Source organism: Paraburkholderia sp. D15 (assembly GCF_029910215.1).
In the GTDB taxonomy this organism is placed as follows: domain Bacteria; phylum Pseudomonadota; class Gammaproteobacteria; order Burkholderiales; family Burkholderiaceae; genus Paraburkholderia.
On sequence record NZ_CP110395.1, the window covers coordinates 2538753 to 2555505 of the forward strand.

The following is a 16753-nucleotide window of genomic DNA, read 5'->3' on the forward strand; positions in this document are numbered from 1 at the left end:
GAAACCCGCCGCAACCCGCCGCACGCGTCGCGCTGGCCCCGCAACCCCGCCCCCGCCACACCCGTTCCGCCGATCTGCTATCGTCATCGATATTCTTCCGACAGCAGGTGGCGACGATGGATCTCGGGCTGAAAAACAAAGTGGTCTTGATCACGGGCGGCAGCAAGGGAATCGGCCTCGCCTGCGCCCGCGCCTTCGCGCTGGAAGGCGCCAAGGTCGCGATCGTGTCGCGCGACCCCGCCAACCTCGCCCGCGCATACGAGCAGTTGAAACAGGAAGGGCTGCACGTGCACCGGACCCGCGCCGATCTGCACGAACCCCACAGCGCCGCCGATATCGTCGAGGAAGTCAGCACCGCCGTCGGCCCGATCGACGTGCTGATCAACAGCGCCGGCGCGGCGCGCCGCTATGACCCGGAAACGCTGGACGCCGACGCCTTTCGCGCGACGATGGAAGCGAAGTACTTCCCCTACATCTACCCGCAGCAGGAAGTGCTGCGTCGCATGGCCGAGCGCGCGAAAGCCAACAGCGGCGCGGAGCCGGGCACGATCGTCAATATCATCGGCATGGGCGGCAAGGTCGCGAGCGACATCCATATCGCCGGTGGCGCCGCGAACGCCGCGCTGATGCTGGCCACGGTCGGCCTCGCGCACTACTACGCGCGCTATGGCATCCGCATCAACGCGATCAATCCGGGTTCGACGCTGACCGAGCGCGTCGAGGAAGCGGTCAAGCTGGAGGCTACGCAACAAGGGATCGACAGCGCGGAAGCGCTTGCGCGGGGTCAGGCGAAGGTGCCGCTCGGACGCTATGCGAAGCCGGAGGAAATTGCCGATGTCGCGCTTTTCCTGGCGAGCCGTCGCGCGAGCTATGTGACGGGCGCGATCGTCCCGATGGATGGGGGCAGTGTGCCGCTGATCTGATCGCTGGGTCATACGATGGCGAAGCCTGCGAGACCCGCTGGCAACGCAACGAGAGCTCAAAAAAAATGGCGCGGGCTGCAAAGCCCGCGCCGTTTTTTCATAGACAGTACACGACGGAAGACGCGCGTCGCGTCGGAACCTCCGTTACAGCAACCGGTGGCCCAGCCACCACGCCGCCGCGGCGAGCGCCGCCGAAGCCGGAATCGTCAGAATCCACGCCCAGACGATGTTGCCGGCCACGCCCCAGCGCACCGCGCTCAGTTTCTGCGTCGCGCCGACACCGACGATCGCGCCGGTAATCGTGTGTGTGGTCGACACCGGAATGCCCAGCCACGACGCCGTGAACAGCGTGATTGCCCCGCCCGACTCCGCGCAAAAACCGCCGACCGGCTTCAGTTTGGTGATCTTCTGCCCCATCGTGCGGACGATCCGCCAGCCGCCGAACAGCGTGCCGATACCCATCGACAGATAGCAACCGCCGATCACCCACAGCGGCGGCGCATCCGCGATCGAGGACGCATACCCGGTCGCGATCAGCAGCATCCAGATGATGCCGATGGTCTTCTGCGCGTCGTTACCGCCGTGCCCAAGGCTGTACAGCCCCGCCGACAGCAGTTGCAGGCGGCGGAAGCGCCGGTCGACCTTGCTCGGCGGCGTGCGGAAATAGATCCACGACACCGCGAGCATGAAAAACGAGCCGAGGATAAAACCGAGCAGCGGCGAAATGAAGATGAAGGCGACCGTCTTCATCAGCCCGTCGAAATTCAGCGAACCCCAGCCGGACTTGGCCAGCGCCGCGCCCACCAGACCGCCGATCAGCGCGTGCGACGAGCTCGACGGAATCCCGTAGTGCCACGTGATGATGTTCCAGCCGATCGCGCCGACCAGCGCGCCGAAAATCACGTAATGGTCGACGATGCCGGGGTCGATCGTGCCCTTGCCGACGGTCGCGGCCACCTTCAGGTGGAACACGAAATACGCGATCACGTTGAACGCCGCCGCGAAGGCCACCGCCTGCTGCGGCTTCAGCACGCCGGTCGAGACGACCGTGGCGATCGAATTCGCGGCGTCGTGAAAGCCGTTCATGAAGTCGAAAATCAGCGCGACGGCCACCAGGCCGGCAACGACCCAGATTGCGAGTTGTATCGATTGCATCAGGCGTTTTCCAGCACGATGCCTTCGATGATGTTCGCCACGTCTTCACACTTGTCGGTGATCGTTTCGAGCAATTCGTAGATCGCCTTCAGCTTGATCAGCGTCTTGACGTTGTCTTCTTCGCGGAAAAGCTTCGACATGGCCGAGCGCAGCACGCGGTCGGCCTCGGATTCCAGCCGGTCGATGTCCTCGCAGGCCTTCAGGATCTGGCTCGCCTGCTTCATGTCCGACAGCAGGCTGACCGCGAATTGCACGCGCTCGGAAGCCGCCGTGCAGATGTGCGCGAGCTGGCTGGCCTCGGACGTCACGGCCTGCACGTCGTACAGGGAAATGGCGGTGGCGACGTCCTCCATCAGGTCGAGGATGTCGTCCATCGTGGTGATCAGCTTGTGGATCTCATCGCGGTCGAGCGGCGTGATGAAGGTCTTGTGCAGCAGATCGATGGTTTCGTGCGTGAGCTTGTCGGCGGCCTTTTCGGCTTTCTGCACGTTTTGCTTGTGGGTCTCGGCGTCCTGCAGATTGTCGATCAGCAGCTCGAGTTCTCGGCTGGCCGAGATGATGCATGTTGCATGCGCATTGAAAATTTCAAAGAACTTGCCCTCGGTGGGCATGAATCGACCGAACATTGGGATCCCGAAAATTGGTCACAGTATGGCTGACATAAAACCGCCACATTGTACCGTTGCGAGCCCCTTGCCGCACTTTCGAAAGCACCATCGAAAGCGCGGTTACAACAGACGATTCAGTTAGCGCTTCCCTTTCTGCGTGGATTGCCTGTGGGCTCACGCCGGGCCTTGCGCCTGGCTTCGCCACAGCGCGAGGGTTTAGTCGCTGTAGAAATTCTGCGCACCGGCAAAATTATCGAACTTCGTGAATTGACCATGGAACGTGAGCCGAACCGGTCCGATCGGACCGTTACGCTGCTTGCCGATGATGATTTCCGCCGTGCCTTTATCCGGACTATCCGGGTTGTAGACCTCGTCGCGGTAAATGAACAGGATGACGTCCGCATCCTGTTCGATAGCGCCGGATTCGCGCAGATCGGACATGATCGGGCGTTTGTTCGGGCGCTGTTCGAGCCCCCGGTTCAACTGTGACAACGCGATCACCGGCACGTCGAGTTCTTTCGCCAGACTCTTCAGCGAGCGCGAGATTTCCGAGATTTCGGTCGCGCGGTTTTCGCCCGACGACGACCCGCTCATCAGCTGCAAATAGTCGATGATGATCAGCCCGAGCTTGCCGCACTGCCGCGACAACCGGCGCGCGCGCGAGCGCAATTCCATCGGATTCAACCCGCCGGTTTCGTCGATGAAAATCTGCGCTTCGCTCATTTTCTGCACCGCGTGCGTGAGCTTCGGCCAATCCTCGTCGGTCAGACGGCCGGTACGCATACGGTGCTGGTCGAGCCGCCCGACCGAGCCGAGCATACGCATGGTGAGTTGCGAACCCGGCATTTCCATCGAGAACACCGCGACCGGCAAGCCGTACTCGACCGCGACATATTCGCCGATGTTCATCGAAAACGCGGTTTTACCCATCGACGGACGGCCCGCGACGATGATCAGCTCGCCGCCGTGCATGCCCGAGGTCATGCGATCCAGGTCGACGAAACCGGTCGGCGTGCCGGTCACATCGCTCGGATTGGCGGTGTGATACAGCGTGTCGATCCGCTCGACCACTTCAGTCAGCAACGGCCCGATTTCGAGAAAGCCTTGCGTGCCGCGCGCACCGTCTTCCGCGATCGAGAAGACCTTCGATTCCGCCTCGTCCAGCAATTGCCGGACTTCCTTGCCCTGCGGGTTGAAGGCATCGGCGGAAATCTCGTCGGCGACGGACACGAGGCGGCGCAGCACGGCGCGATCGCGCACGATCTCCGCATAACGGCGGATATTGGCCGCGCTCGGCGTGTTCTGCGCGAGCGCGTTCAGATAAGCGAGACCACCCACCTCCTCCGCCTTACCCGAGGTGCCGAGCGCTTCGTACACCGTGATCACGTCGGCCGGACGCGTGGCCGCGATCAGCTTGCCGATGTGTTCGAAGATGATGCGGTGGTCATAGCGATAAAAATCGCTTTGCGCGAGAAAGTCGGCGATGCGGTCCCACGCCGCGTTGTCGAGCAGCAGGCCGCCCAGCACCGATTGCTCGGCCTCGATCGAATGCGGCGGGACTTTCAGCGACTCGAGCTGGGGGTCTTTGGACGGTGCGTTCATGGAGAGGAATTATCGGGTAATCGGACGAAGACGGCGAGCGGAAAAGCCGGAAACCGCGCACAAAAGTAGGCGTAAAAAAGGCAGGGGCCGGTTGCCCGGCCCCTGCCTTTCGCCAGAAACGTCCTGGCAAATACTACTCGATGACTACTCGATGACTACGCGATGCTTATCCAGCTAACCAGGCGGTCAGCTTAGACGTGCTCGCCGATCACCGCCACCGTCACATCGACGAGAACGTCGGTGTGCAGCGAAACTTGAACCGGGTGCTCGCCAACCGTCTTCAGCGGGCCTTCCGGCAGACGCACTTGCGCCTTTTCCACGGCGAAGCCTTGCTTGCCCAGTGCTTCGGCGATGTCGGCATTCGTCACCGAGCCGAACAGACGGCCGTCGACGCCAGCCTTCTGACCGATCTGAACCGTCGAGCCACCCAGCTTTTCGCCTTGAGCTTGAGCAGCAGCCAGCTTTTCAGCGGCGATCTTTTCGAGTTCAGCGCGGCGAACTTCGAATTCAGCCAGCGCTTCCTTCGTTGCACGGCGAGCTTGCTTGTTCGGGATCAGGAAGTTACGTGCGTAACCGTCCTTGACCTTCACGATATCGCCCAGGTTACCCAGATTGACGACTTTTTCCAGAAGAATGATTTGCATTCGGATGCTCCTTATCGCGTCGTCGGGTTAGGCCTTGTGCTGGTCGGTGTACGGCACCAGCGCGAGGAAACGTGCGCGCTTGATTGCCGTGTCCAGCTGGCGTTGATAGTGCGACTTCGTACCCGTGAGACGCGCCGGCGTGATCTTGCCGTTTTCGCCGATGAAGTCCTTCAGCGTGTCGAGGTCCTTGTAGTCGATGTAATCGACGCCAGCGGCCGTGAAACGGCAGAACTTCTTGCGCTTGAAGAGCGGATTTTGTTGCTGACGACGCTTGTCGAATTTCTTACCAGTCGGGCGGGGCATGTTCAGTCCTTTCCAATGTCCTGCAATGCTGTGATGTGAAATACCAGAGTTCTTGCGTTGCGGTGTTTTTTCGCCAGGAAGCCGGTGAAGAGCGTTTCCACGCCCATCGGGCAGCTTTCCAGCCTACCGCTCGCCTCGCCTGCCGCGACCGCCTGCATGGTCAGTTCGACTTGCCGGGCAATGCCGGCTTCGACGACTTCCGTGCGGTGGTGCAACGTGCAGCCTGCAATCGGAACGCCGGCGGGGGTATACCGCACCGGTTCGCGTTCGACGACGCTGGCCGTGAGTTGCAACCGGTTCACGAGTGCGACGCTTGATCTGGTAGCTTAAATAGTGTGTCTTAAGCCTGCGCTTCGGACGGTTGCGTAGCAGCCGACTTCTTGGCTTCTTCGCGCTGCACTTCCTTCATCATCGGCGACGGGCCGGTTTCGGCCTTCTTCATCTTGACGATCAGGTGACGCAGAACGGCGTCGTTGAACTTGAATGCGTGTTCCAGCTCGTCGAGCGTGGTCTGGTCGCATTCGATGTTCATGCAGACGTAGTGAGCCTTAGCGAGTTTCTCGATCATGTAGGCCAGTTGGCGACGGCCCCAGTCTTCGATACGGTGGATCTGGCCACCGTGCGAGGTGATCGTGGACTTGTAACGCTCGATCATTGCGGGCACTTGCTCGCTTTGATCCGGGTGCACGATAAATACGATTTCGTAATGACGCATATTCACTCCTATGCTGACTTATGGATTAAAGCCACCCGGGCGTCGGAACCGGTGTGGCAAGTGAGAAGCCCACGACTATAACCCGAATGGGGCCGGGTTGCAAGATACACAGCCGGCCAGCAACCCGAATCGGGAATGTTTTCAAAGGTTTAGAGGCGAGCGCAGGCATCGCGGCGAACGCGGCGACGCCTTTCAGCTCCCCTCCGTGCGCTCGGCGCCCGCCGCGAGACGCGCCTTGAGCGCCGTTTCGAGGCCGGTGAGCGCATCCGGCGCGGCGTCCGTGATCGCCCACCAGGTCATGCCCGCCGCGTTCCACTGCGCGATCGAATAGCCTTCGCGCTCGAAAGTCGTCCGCGCCGTGCTCGATAGCGCACCCTGGAGCGCGCCCGGCAACCCGCCCTCGCCCGACTGGCCGCCCGTCGTGTCGCGGGCCGTGCCGGCGGCGGCCTGCGGGAACACGTACACGTCGATCACGTGCTTGCGGTAGTGGTACACCAGCACGGCGACCCGCTGATGCGCCAGATAGTCGAGCCGGCCGCCTTCCAGCGGAAAACCGTTCGCCGCGAGATCCTCGACCGGCGGCGAATAATCGAGCCGGCCGTTGAACCAGGGCTTGACGGTGTGCTTGTCGGTGGAAATCACGTCGATGTCGCGGCCCGACACCTGCGCGCGGACGTGGCTTTCCACCAGTTCGTCGGTGAACGGCGAGACATCGGCCGTGCGGTGCAGATTCAGTGTGACCACCGCCGCGGCCGCGCAGAGCGCGATGACGAGCGTCGCTAGCCAGCCCGGTGCGATCAGCCGGGCCGGCGCGCCCATGCCGGTGGGGCCGCCGAAGCCGCCGGATGGGGAACGTTGACCGCTAAAACCGCCGTTTCGTCCGCCGTTTCGTCCGCTGCTTCGTCCGCTGCTTCGTCCGCCGCCGAGACCGCCCACGCCACTCAAACCACCCCGGCCGCCACCACCAGAGCCGCCCGACGCGGCGCGCCCCCCGCCTTCCCGCCAGCCATTCAGCCAACCGCCGAACCAGCCGGGGCTCCGCTTCGGCCGCTGCGCCGTAACCTCCGACCCTGCGGCACCGGCCAGGTCAGGTTCGGGCGTGCCACGTCGCGGTTCGGCGTCCGCCGACGGTCTATCGGCCGCGTCCTCGCCCGAGGCTCCCAAGCCACCACCAACGCCACCGGACACACCCGCGGCAATCCGCCCTCCATCCACCACGGCACGCGGCACATCGCTCGCGACACCTTCTGCCGCACGCGACATCAACGGCGCGTCAGCCACCTCCAGCGCCGGCAATCCCGCCAGAATCCGCGCCCGCAGCGCTTGCGGCGCGCGATGATACGGCGCCGCCCGCAAAGCGCCACGCAGCACAGCAAGACTTTCGCTTTCGATCCGGCAGGCTTCGCAGCTCTCGATATGCTGCTGGACGCGCCGGGCATCCGGCGCGGGCAATTCGTGGTCGGCGTTCGCGTCGAGGAGCGGCCGCGCTTCTTTACAGTCCATCTGGCGTCTCCTGGGCGTGACCGGCCTGGCCGGGATTGTGATTGGGTCGTCCATTCGCGGCGGCCCGCAGCGGCGTAACGGTCGCCGAGCCAGCCTTGCCGAGGTCGGCGCCGCCGGCACCAGCATCAGTACAAGCGCCGACACCGACACCAGCACCAGCCCCAGCGCCTGACTTCGCCGTCAGCAGCGCGGCGAGCTTGCGCCGGCCGCGCGCGAGTCGTGACATCACCGTGCCGATCGGCACATCGGCCACCAGCGCGATTTCGCGATAACCCATTTCTTCCAGTTCGCGCAGGATCAGCACCTCCCGATATTCGACCGGCAACAGCGCCAGCGCCTCGTGCACGAGTTTCGTATCCTCGTCGCGGATCAGCAGCGTCTGGGGATCGGCGCCGCCGACGCTCCAGCCATCGAACGCGCTGTCGTCCATCGTGTCGTCGAACTCCACCGTTTCGTGCGACGCCGCGCGCCGTCGCCACTCCGTGTACCAGGTGCGGCGCACGATCGCGAGCAGCCACGGCCGCGCGGTGTCGCCGCGAAAGGTGTCGAAGAAGCGGAAGGCCCGCATGAAGGCTTCCTGGACGATGTCGTCGGCGTCGCTGGCATTGCCGCACAGCCAGCGCGCGAGGTTGTACGCCGCGTCCAGATGCGGCAGCGCGAGTTGCTGGAAACGGCGGCTGCGGGCGGCGTCGGCGGCAGTGCCGGCAGCGGCGTCGGCGGCATCACCGGCATTGGCGGCGCGGCCGGCGCCGTCTTGCGCGCGCGGAGCATCTGAATCGGTTTGGACCACCTCGGCCCTCCAGGGCATTGCGGCTGTGCGGCAGGAAGCGTGTCGTGAAGCGTTCATACCCACATAACCGGCGATGGGGCGAGTTTATTCCCGTGCCGGGATCGATACCGCTAATTCAGTATGGTTTTCGTATCGATCGGTTGGCGGCGGCGGCCCCAAATGCCCTCGAGTCCTCGCGCACAGTCCCGGCGCGCCGCGCGCCGAACCGGCCGGATCTGACGTCGGCCGCACAAGCCAGCCCGCCGCGCAAAGCCCCCACGCGTTAACGTACTAACGCCACCCTCGCCCGCTAATCCCGCCATTCTCGCCAATCCCGCCCTTCCCACTAATACGCCGCCCGATTCCAGTAATCCTCGCTCGCGTACACCTCTTTCAGATAATCGATGAAGTACCGCACCTTGGCCGGCACATAGCGCTGCTGCGGATAGACCGCCAGGATGTCGTAATCCGGCAGCGCGAATTCGTCGAGGACGGTTTCCAGCTCGCCGCGCGCGAGTTGCTGCTGGATCTCCCAGGTGGACCGCCAGCCGAGCCCGAGCCCTTCGGACACCCAGCGATGCAGCAGTTCGCCGTCGTTGCAGTCGAGCGTGCCGCCCACCCGCACCGTCGCCAGCTTGCCGTTGCGGCGGAAATACCAGCCCCGGTTCTGGCCGCCTTGCAGATTGAACGCGAGACAGTTGTGCTGCGGCAGATCCTCGAGCGTCTTCGGTTTGCCGTGGCGGCGGAAGTACTCGGGCGTGCCGCACACGACGCGCCGGTTCGACGCCAGCTTCACGGCGACGAAGTTCGGATCGACCGCCCCGCCGATGCGGATCGACAGGTCGTAACCCTCGCGCACCAGATCGACCACGCGATCGGTCAGATTGAACGACACCTGCAATTCCGGTTTGTCGGCGAGAAACGCCGGCGCGAGCGGCGCGACGTGCTTGCGGCCGAATGCCGCGGGCGCCGATACGATCAGGTGGCCGTTCACCGCGCGCCGTCCGGCGCTCAGTTCGTTTTCCGCCTGGTCCCATTCCGTCAGCAGGCCGCGGCAGCGTTCGAGAAACGCCGCGCCGTCCTCGCTCACCACCAGCCGGCGCGTGGAGCGGTACATCAGCTTGACGCCGAGGCGCTTCTCCAGCGCATCGATGCGCCGCCCAAGGATCACCGGCGACACGCCCTCCTCCAGCGCGGCGGCCGCGAGGCTGCCCGCATCCGCGACGCGCACGAAGGTTTCGATCTGTTTGAAGCGATCCATTGCTGTCCCCTGCCTGGGAAGTCCGGCGTCCGGCAACCGCCGCCCGCCCTCATCCCATACTTTTTGTTTCGAAATAAGCGACCCGGACTGATCTTATCAAACCTTTAAGGTGCGCCTAAAGTGCAACCAACACCCTTAGTTCGCCATTTTCCAGACATTCAGGAGACATTCATGGCCAAGATGAGAGCCGTCGACGCAGCCGTGCTGGTGCTCGAAAAAGAAGGTATCGACACCGCGTTCGGCGTTCCGGGCGCAGCGATCAACCCGTTCTACTCGGCCATGCGCAAGGCAGGCAACATCAGCCACGTGCTGGCGCGTCACGTCGAAGGCGCATCGCACATGGCCGAAGGCTATACGCGTGCGCAGCCGGGCAACATCGGCGTGTGTATCGGCACGTCGGGCCCCGCCGGCACCGACATGATCACCGGTTTGTACTCCGCTCAGGCCGACTCGATTCCTATTCTGGCTATCACGGGTCAGGCGCCGCGCGCCCGTCTCTACAAGGAAGACTTCCAGGCCGTCGATATCGAATCGATCGCCAAGCCGGTCACCAAGTGGGCCGTGACCGTGCGTGAGCCGGCTCTGGTGCCGCGCGTGTTCCAGCAGGCTTTCCACCTGATGCGCTCGGGCCGTCCGGGTCCGGTGCTGGTCGACCTGCCGATCGACGTGCAGCTCGCCGAAATCGAATTCGACATCGACACGTACGAACCGCTGCCGGTCTACAAGCCGAAAGCGACGCGCAAGCAGATCGAAGCAGCGCTGACGTTCCTGAACGACGCTGAAAAGCCGTTGATCGTCTCGGGTGGCGGCGTGCTGAACGCAGCCGCGGAAGACCTGCTGGTCGAGTTCGCCGAAACCGTCGGCGTGCCGGTGATCCCGACGCTGATGTCGTGGGGCGCGATTCCCGACGACCATCCGCTGATGGCCGGCATGGTCGGTCTGCAAACCTCGCACCGCTACGGCAACGCGACGATGCTCGCCTCGGACTTCGTGCTCGGCATCGGCAATCGCTGGGCGAACCGTCACACGGGTAGCGTCGAGGTGTACACGAAGGGCCGCAAGTTCGTGCACGTGGACATCGAGCCGACGCAGATCGGCCGCGTGTTCGGTCCGGATCTGGGCATCGTGTCGGACGCCAAGGCTGCACTCGAACTGTTCGTCGAAGTGGCGCGCGAATGGAAGGCCGCCGGCAAGCTGAAGGACCGCAGCGCATGGGTCGCCGACTGCCAGGAACGCAAGCGCACGCTGCAACGCAAGACGCACTTCGACAACGTGCCGATGAAGCCGCAGCGCGTGTACGAAGAAATGAACCAGGTGTTCGGCCGCGATACGTGCTACGTCAGCACGATCGGTCTGTCGCAGATCGCCGGCGCGCAATTCCTGCACGTCTACAAGGCGCGCAACTGGATCAACTGCGGCCAGGCAGGCCCGCTCGGCTGGACGATTCCGGCAGCGCTGGGCGTGCGTGCGGCTGACCCGCAACGTCCGATCGTGGCGCTCTCGGGCGACTACGACTTCCAGTTCATGATCGAGGAACTGGCCGCGGGCGCGCAATTCAAGCTGCCGTACGTGCACGTGGTGGTGAACAACTCGTACCTCGGTCTGATCCGTCAGGCACAGCGCGCGTTCGACATGGACTTCTGCGTGCAGCTCGGTTTCGAGAACATCAACTCGCCGGAAACGAACGGCTACGGCGTGGACCACGTCGCGGTCGCCGAAGGCCTGGGTTGCAAGGCGATCCGCGTGTTCAAGCCGGAAGAACTGAAGCCGGCGCTGGAAAAAGCGCAGGCGATGCTCTCCGAGTTCAGCGTGCCGGTGATCGTCGAAGTGATCCTCGAACGTGTGACCAACATTTCGATGGGCACCGAAATCGACGCGATCAACGAGTTCGAAGATCTGGCGGCCAATCGCCAGGACGCGCCGACCGCGATCAGCATGCTGGACTGAAGTCGCTTTGCTGGACTGAAGTCGCTTAGACGTAGCTGAACCGCAAATGCAGTACCGACGTTCTGACCGGACGACGCCGCGCGAGGAAGAGCGGGCGACGCGGCAATTGACCGCGACGCGCCGCCCGCCTCTCCTCGCGGCGAGCGAGACCGGGTTATTCCACTGACCGACCAGAGAGAAACACGCACCATGCCGAAATTTGCAGCGAATCTCACGATGCTGTTCAACGAAGTCCCGTTCCTCGACCGCTTCGCGGCCGCGGCGGACGCGGGCTTTCATGCCGTCGAATTTCTGTTTCCGTATCCGTTCCAGATCGCCGAACTGAGCGAACGTCTGCAGCAGAACCGCCTGAAGCTGGTGCTGCATAACCTGCCCGCGGGCAACTGGGAAGCGGGCGAACGCGGTATCGCGTGCCTGCCGGATCGCGTCGGCGAATTCCAGGAAGGCGTGGGCCGCGCGATCGAATACGCGAGCGCATTGAAGGTGCCGCAACTGAACTGTCTCGTCGGTATTCCGACGGCAGGCGTCGATGCGGACAAGGCGCGCACGACCATCGTCGAAAACCTGCGCTTTGCGGCCGGCGAACTGAAGAAGGCCGGCATCAAGCTGCTGGTCGAGCCGTGCAACTCGTACGACATTCCGGGCTTCGCGCTGAACCGTTCGAAGGAAGGCCTCGACGTGATCGACGCGGTCGGCTCCGACAACCTGTTCCTGCAATACGACATCTATCACATGCAACGGATGGAAGGCGAACTCGCGGCGACCATCAAGAAGAACCTGCCGCGCATCGCGCACATCCAGCTGGCCGACAACCCGGGCCGTAACGAACCGGGCACCGGCGAGATCAACTACCCGTTCCTGTTCGACCTGCTCGATTCGCTCGGTTACGACGGTTACGTCGGTTGCGAATACAAGCCGCGCACCACCACCACGGCCGGTCTCGGCTGGGTGCAGAGCGTGGCCGGGCAAACCCGCGGCGCAGCCCACGCCGCAGCCTGAGCGTCGCCGCAAGCGGTCCGTCGTGCGGGCCGCGCGCGGCGCATCGGATTCACACCCCAAACAACACTGGAGATTCAGACACATGGCAAAGATCGGTTTTATCGGCCTCGGCATCATGGGCGCGCACATGGCGCGCAACCTCATCAAGGGCGGCCACTCGCTGTTCGTGAACGGTGCGTATCCGGTGCCGGAAGATCTGTCCAAAACGACGACCGTGGTGGCCAATTCGACGGCCGTCGCGCAAGCCGCCGACATCGTCATCATCATGGTGCCGGACACGCCTGACGTCGCCAACGTGCTGTTCGCCGACGACGGCGTCGCCGCCGGCCTGTCGCAAGGCAAGCTGGTGATCGACATGAGCTCGATCTCGCCGCTCGACACGCAGGAATTCGCGAAGAAGATCAACGCGCTGGGCGCGGACTACCTGGACGCACCGGTCTCCGGCGGCGAAGTCGGCGCGCGCGAAGCATCGCTGACGATCATGGTCGGCGGCCCGGAAAAGTCGTTCAACCTGGCCAAGCCGCTGTTCGAACTGATGGGCAAGAACATCTCGCTGATCGGCGACAACGGTGCGGGTCAGACCTGCAAGGTCGCGAACCAGATCATCGTCGCGCTAAATATCGAAGCGGTCGCCGAAGCGCTGCTGTTCGCATCGCGCTCGGGCGCCGATCCGGAACGCGTGCGCAAGGCGCTGATGGGCGGTTTCGCTTCGTCGCGGATTCTCGAAGTGCACGGCGAACGCATGACCAAGCGCACGTTCAACCCGGGCTTCCGCATCGAACTGCATCAGAAGGACCTGAACCTCGCGCTCGACGGCGCGCGCAAGCTGGGTATCGCCCTGCCCCACACCGCCAGCGCACAGCAACTGTTCAGCGTGTGTGCGGCGAACGGCGGCAAGGCATGGGATCACTCGGCGATGGTCCGCGCGCTGGAAATCATGGCGAACTACGAAGTCGCGCAAGCGCCGGGTAGCGAAGCCAAGGCCGCGTAAGACGGCTCATCCGGAAGCGACAACGCAATCAGGGAGCGTGCGGCGCGCGTCATGCGCCGCACGGCAGTACGGCATCACAGGTTTTATCGATCGTCATGATGGTTGCAGGCGCAACGTCATGACGGTTGCAGGTGGGGCGCTCGTTGCGTCGTGCAGCAATGCAAGGCGTAACGGGCAAATCGTGCCGCTCTGGGCTGAGAGCGGCAAGTGGGGTCCGCAGCGGCACCCGGCGGCGCCGGGGAAGCCTTGGTCGGTCAGACGTCGTCGTCGGGTGTCCGGCTGTCGGATTTCATGCTTCAACGAAGCCTATGCTTTTTCAGCCAATCTCTCGCAGCGGGTGCATCGCGCACGCCGCTCGCTTTCCCCGCTTTTTCTCTCCGCTCACCTCCGCCGTTCCCAACATCCCCGATCCGCTTGCGCAAGCGCGCTTGCAATTGCTTGCATCTGGCCGCGTCCGCATGCCGGAAGCGCGACCTTATTTGACACATCGGTCCGCCCTTTTCTCCTACACTCGATGGAGCTGGTTTCCGCACCCACCCACCCATCAGCAGAGGATTCGGACATGAGCATCTTCGGTGACATCGTCAACAAGCTCTTCGGTAAAGCCAAGCCCGATCAGCCGGCCCCCGCGGTCGAGCCGACGCCGGACCCGGCCGCGGCGCAAGCCGCCGCGCCGGCCGATGCGGCGCCCGCACCCGCGCCGCTCGCGGACGTCGACGTCGCGGCGGTGATGGATCAGTTCGTCAGCGAAAGCGGTCAGACGCTCAACTGGCGCACGTCGATCGTCGATACGCTGAAGGCGCTCGGCGTCGACAGCAGTCTCGAGCATCGCAAGCAACTCGCGCAGGAATTGAAGTACAGCGGCGACACCAACGACTCGGCCAGCATGAACATCTGGCTGCACAAGCAGGTGATGCAGGCGCTCGCGGCGAACGGCGGGAAGCTGCCGCCGGATCTGGCGGGCTAAGGGCTAAGGGCTAAGGCGCGTATCAGGCGCTGCGCGCGTCCGGCCGTTGCAGGCGGGTACGCGCGACTCGGGCTCGTTGCCGTTAAGGCACGGTAGAAACGACGACGCGGCGTGTGGATCGATGATCCGCACGCCGCGTTTTTCATTGGAACGTCCACGCCGACGCGCGGGAAGCGGAATCGCTCAGTACGTGTCGAAGGTCTTCTGCAGCGCCGCTGGTCCCGTGACACCCGCGGCCAACGCCAGCATCAACAGCACGCGCGCCTTGTACGGATTCAGCGAACCGGCGCTGACGAAACCGAGTGCATCGTCGGCGGCCGCGCCGTTACGCATCACATGTCCCGAGCCCACGCGCGACGAACGCACCACCGCGATGCCTTGCGAAGCCGCATCGGCGAGCGCCTGCTGCATCGACGCGTGGATCGAGCCATTGCCCGTGCCGGCCACGACGATGCCGCGCACGCCCGCGGCAACCAGCGCATCCACGGCGATGCGCGACACGCCCGCGTAACTCGCGACCACTTCGACGTGCTGCCACGCCGCGCCGATCGTGAATCCGGTGCCCAGGGTATGCGGACGCACGACCGCGCGCTGGTATTCGACGCGGCCGTCCTGCACCCAACCCAGCGCGCCGATCTCCGGCGAATGGAACGCGTCCACCGCGTAGGTGCTCGTCTTGACCACGTCGCGCGCGCTATGAATCCTGTTGTTGAATGCCACCAGCACGCCCTGCCCGCGCGACGCCGCATGGCCGGCCACGGTCACCGCGTTCAGCAGATTCAGCGGACCATCGGCCGACAGCGCCGAGGCCGGGCGCATTGCCGCGGTCAGCACCACGGGCTTGTCCGACTTGACCGTCAGATGCAGCAGATAGGCGGTTTCCTCGAGCGTGTCGGTGCCGTGCGTGATCACCACGCCGTCGATCTCGTCGGCGGCCAGCAACGCGTTGACGCGTTGCGCGAGCGTGGTCCACAGCGACATCGCCATGTCCTTGCTGTCGACGCTGGCGACCTGCTCGGGTGCGATGCGCGCGACCGTCGACAAGGCCGGCACGACGGACAGCAGTTGCTCGACGCCGACCACGCCCGCCTGATAGCCGGAGGTGTTGGTGGCGTCCGGCGCGGCGCCGGCGATCGTGCCGCCGGTGGCCAGCACCGCAATGCGGGGCAACGGGGAGGACGTGGAGGCGGCGCCCTGATCCGGAGGCGCGGCTGGAGAGGAGGTCGGAGTATTCATGGCGGCGATTGTAAGCGATGCGCCGCGCGCCGCCATGCGTGAAAAAACGGATGCCCGTTCGCTTAGGACGGGCCGCGGAACGGGCCGCACGGGTTAAGCCGCACGACGGCGGCCCCCGCGCTGCGCTTGCCTTAAACCGCTTCGCGCAACTGCGCGGCGATTTCCGCTTCGTTCAGCTGCGGCGCGAACATTTCGATCAGCCGGTACGCGTACGCGCGCAGGAACGCGCCCTTGCGCAGACCGACCCGCGTGGTGCTCGCCTCGAACAGATGCTGCGTGTCGAGTGCGACGAGTTCGCTGTCGCGCTTCGGGTCGTAGGCCATCGCCGCCACCACGCCGATGCCCATGCCCAGTTCGACGTAGGTCTTGATCACGTCGGCGTCGATCGCGGTCAGCACCACGTCGGGCAGCGCGCCCGCTTTCGCGAATGCCTGGTCGATGTGCGAGCGGCCCGTGAAGTCCTGGTCGTAGGTGACGATCGGAAATTCGGCGATCTCGTCGAGCGTCAGGTTCGGACGGCCCACCAGCGGATGATCCTTCGGCACCACCACCACGTGATGCCACGAATAGCACGGGAACGTGACGATGTCGGGGAAACGGTCGAGCGCCTCGGTCGAGATGCCGATATCCGCCTCGCCGTTGATGATCATCTGCGCGATCTGTTGCGGGCTGCCCTGGCGCAACGCCAGATGCACCTTCGGGAACACCTCGGTGAATTGACGGATCACCTTCGGCAGCGCGTAGCGCGCCTGCGTGTGAGTGGTCGCGACGACGAGGTGGCCGCTGTCCTGATCGGCGAACTGACGCGCGACGCGGCGCAGATTTTCCGCGTCGAGCAGCATGCGCTCGATCAGCTGATGCACCGCCTTGCCCGGCTCGGTGAGCCCCGTCAGACGCTTGCCGCGCCGGATGAAAATATCGACGCCGAGTTCGTCCTCCAGATCCTTGATCTGTTTCGACACGCCCGATTGCGACGTGTACAGCACGTTCGCGACCTCGGTCAGGTTCATGTTCTGGCGCACGGCCTCGCGCACGAAGCGCAATTGCTGGAAGTTCATCTGTATGTCTCCGGTTCAGCCAGAGTGGAGTTATTCGAGTTTATTGAAACACCGAGTTTTGCTGCCTTGGGT

General features: G+C 64.1%; 17 protein-coding genes. 5 read left to right on the forward strand and 12 right to left on the reverse strand.

Annotation, left to right across the window (positions count from 1 at the left end; genetic code table 11):
* Positions 1-116: 116 nt before the first annotated feature.
* Entirely contained in the window at positions 117-923 is an 807-nt protein-coding gene (locus LFL96_RS10825; RefSeq protein WP_280995250.1) for an SDR family oxidoreductase, read from the forward strand.
* Between the two features lie 144 nt (positions 924-1067).
* On the opposite strand, the gene LFL96_RS10830 is transcribed toward LFL96_RS10825, so the two are convergent.
* The 10 genes from LFL96_RS10830 to LFL96_RS10875 all read right to left on the reverse strand — a co-directional run bounded on the left by LFL96_RS10830 (position 1068) and on the right by LFL96_RS10875 (position 9483).
* Positions 1068-2078: an inorganic phosphate transporter gene (locus tag LFL96_RS10830; RefSeq protein WP_280995251.1), complete on the reverse strand. Its 1011-nt coding sequence runs from the start codon at positions 2076-2078 to the stop codon at positions 1068-1070.
* Positions 2078-2704, reverse strand: coding sequence for a DUF47 domain-containing protein (locus tag LFL96_RS10835; protein WP_280995252.1), 627 nt, complete (start codon positions 2702-2704; stop codon positions 2078-2080). The genes LFL96_RS10830 and LFL96_RS10835 overlap by 1 nt, the downstream gene beginning before the upstream one ends.
* A gap of 198 nt (positions 2705-2902) precedes the next feature.
* The gene (locus LFL96_RS10840) at positions 2903-4288 is read right to left on the reverse strand and encodes a replicative DNA helicase (RefSeq protein WP_280995253.1); all 1386 of its coding nucleotides are present in this window, start codon (positions 4286-4288) and stop codon (positions 2903-2905) included.
* Between the two features lie 191 nt (positions 4289-4479).
* Positions 4480-4932 (reverse strand): 50S ribosomal protein L9, encoded by a 453-nt coding sequence (rplI, locus tag LFL96_RS10845; RefSeq protein ID WP_280995254.1) that lies wholly within the window; start codon positions 4930-4932, stop codon positions 4480-4482.
* Between the two features lie 27 nt (positions 4933-4959).
* Positions 4960-5235, reverse strand: coding sequence for a 30S ribosomal protein S18 (rpsR, locus tag LFL96_RS10850; protein ID WP_280995255.1), 276 nt, complete (start codon positions 5233-5235; stop codon positions 4960-4962).
* Between the two features lie 2 nt (positions 5236-5237).
* Complete coding sequence (priB, locus tag LFL96_RS10855) at positions 5238-5537, reverse strand: primosomal replication protein N (RefSeq protein ID WP_280995256.1); 300 nt, start codon at positions 5535-5537, stop codon at positions 5238-5240.
* Between the two features lie 38 nt (positions 5538-5575).
* A complete protein-coding gene (rpsF, locus tag LFL96_RS10860; RefSeq protein WP_006048823.1) occupies positions 5576-5950 on the reverse strand; it encodes a 30S ribosomal protein S6 in 375 nt (124 codons plus the stop codon).
* 192 nt (positions 5951-6142) lie between these two features.
* Positions 6143-7453 carry a zf-HC2 domain-containing protein gene (locus LFL96_RS10865; protein ID WP_280995257.1) on the reverse strand — a complete coding sequence of 437 codons (1311 nt, stop codon included), beginning with the start codon at positions 7451-7453 and terminating at the stop codon, positions 6143-6145.
* Positions 7443-8243, reverse strand: coding sequence for an RNA polymerase sigma factor (locus LFL96_RS10870; RefSeq protein ID WP_280995258.1), 801 nt, complete (start codon positions 8241-8243; stop codon positions 7443-7445). Before LFL96_RS10870 ends, LFL96_RS10865 begins: the two co-directional genes overlap by 11 nt.
* Before the next feature lie 325 nt (positions 8244-8568).
* The gene (locus tag LFL96_RS10875) at positions 8569-9483 is read right to left on the reverse strand and encodes a LysR family transcriptional regulator (protein ID WP_280995259.1); all 915 of its coding nucleotides are present in this window, start codon (positions 9481-9483) and stop codon (positions 8569-8571) included.
* A gap of 171 nt (positions 9484-9654) precedes the next feature.
* On the opposite strand from LFL96_RS10875, the gene gcl reads away from it, so the two are divergent.
* The 4 genes from gcl to LFL96_RS10895 all read left to right on the forward strand — a co-directional run bounded on the left by gcl (position 9655) and on the right by LFL96_RS10895 (position 14387).
* A complete protein-coding gene (gene gcl, locus LFL96_RS10880; RefSeq protein ID WP_280995260.1) occupies positions 9655-11430 on the forward strand; it encodes a glyoxylate carboligase in 1776 nt (591 codons plus the stop codon).
* A gap of 189 nt (positions 11431-11619) precedes the next feature.
* Positions 11620-12429, forward strand: coding sequence for a hydroxypyruvate isomerase (hyi, locus tag LFL96_RS10885; RefSeq protein ID WP_280995261.1), 810 nt, complete (start codon positions 11620-11622; stop codon positions 12427-12429).
* Positions 12430-12511: 82 nt separating this feature from the next.
* Positions 12512-13420: a 2-hydroxy-3-oxopropionate reductase gene (locus tag LFL96_RS10890; protein ID WP_280995262.1), complete on the forward strand. Its 909-nt coding sequence runs from the start codon at positions 12512-12514 to the stop codon at positions 13418-13420.
* 562 nt (positions 13421-13982) lie between these two features.
* Entirely contained in the window at positions 13983-14387 is a 405-nt protein-coding gene (locus LFL96_RS10895) for a DUF3597 domain-containing protein (RefSeq protein ID WP_280995263.1), read from the forward strand.
* A 183-nt stretch (positions 14388-14570) separates the two neighbouring features.
* Here the strand turns inward: LFL96_RS10895 and LFL96_RS10900 are convergent, their stop codons facing one another.
* On the reverse strand, positions 14571-15623 hold the full coding sequence (locus LFL96_RS10900; RefSeq protein ID WP_280995264.1) for an asparaginase: 1053 nt from the start codon (positions 15621-15623) through the stop codon (positions 14571-14573).
* A 131-nt stretch (positions 15624-15754) separates the two neighbouring features.
* Positions 15755-16681 carry a CysB family HTH-type transcriptional regulator gene (locus LFL96_RS10905; protein WP_280995265.1) on the reverse strand — a complete coding sequence of 309 codons (927 nt, stop codon included), beginning with the start codon at positions 16679-16681 and terminating at the stop codon, positions 15755-15757.
* Positions 16682-16753: the final 72 nt, after the last annotated feature.

Excerpts from the sequence above, each read along its gene's own strand:
- LFL96_RS10830 (WP_280995251.1), bottom strand. The coding sequence starts at position 2,078 with ATGCAATCGATACAACTCGCAATCTGGGTCGTTGCCGGCCTGGTGGCC.
- LFL96_RS10895 (WP_280995263.1), top strand. The coding sequence starts at position 13,983 with ATGAGCATCTTCGGTGACATCGTCAACAAGCTCTTCGGTAAAGCCAAG.
- LFL96_RS10825 (WP_280995250.1), top strand. The coding sequence starts at position 117 with ATGGATCTCGGGCTGAAAAACAAAGTGGTCTTGATCACGGGCGGCAGC.
- LFL96_RS10835 (WP_280995252.1), bottom strand. The coding sequence starts at position 2,704 with ATGTTCGGTCGATTCATGCCCACCGAGGGCAAGTTCTTTGAAATTTTC.
- rpsF (WP_006048823.1), bottom strand. The coding sequence starts at position 5,950 with ATGCGTCATTACGAAATCGTATTTATCGTGCACCCGGATCAAAGCGAG.
- LFL96_RS10840 (WP_280995253.1), bottom strand. The coding sequence starts at position 4,288 with ATGAACGCACCGTCCAAAGACCCCCAGCTCGAGTCGCTGAAAGTCCCG.
- rplI (WP_280995254.1), bottom strand. The coding sequence starts at position 4,932 with ATGCAAATCATTCTTCTGGAAAAAGTCGTCAATCTGGGTAACCTGGGC.
- gcl (WP_280995260.1), top strand. The coding sequence starts at position 9,655 with ATGGCCAAGATGAGAGCCGTCGACGCAGCCGTGCTGGTGCTCGAAAAA.
- LFL96_RS10900 (WP_280995264.1), bottom strand. The coding sequence starts at position 15,623 with ATGAATACTCCGACCTCCTCTCCAGCCGCGCCTCCGGATCAGGGCGCC.
- LFL96_RS10865 (WP_280995257.1), bottom strand. The coding sequence starts at position 7,453 with ATGGACTGTAAAGAAGCGCGGCCGCTCCTCGACGCGAACGCCGACCAC.
- LFL96_RS10890 (WP_280995262.1), top strand. The coding sequence starts at position 12,512 with ATGGCAAAGATCGGTTTTATCGGCCTCGGCATCATGGGCGCGCACATG.
- LFL96_RS10905 (WP_280995265.1), bottom strand. The coding sequence starts at position 16,681 with ATGAACTTCCAGCAATTGCGCTTCGTGCGCGAGGCCGTGCGCCAGAAC.
- rpsR (WP_280995255.1), bottom strand. The coding sequence starts at position 5,235 with ATGCCCCGCCCGACTGGTAAGAAATTCGACAAGCGTCGTCAGCAACAA.
- LFL96_RS10875 (WP_280995259.1), bottom strand. The coding sequence starts at position 9,483 with ATGGATCGCTTCAAACAGATCGAAACCTTCGTGCGCGTCGCGGATGCG.
- hyi (WP_280995261.1), top strand. The coding sequence starts at position 11,620 with ATGCCGAAATTTGCAGCGAATCTCACGATGCTGTTCAACGAAGTCCCG.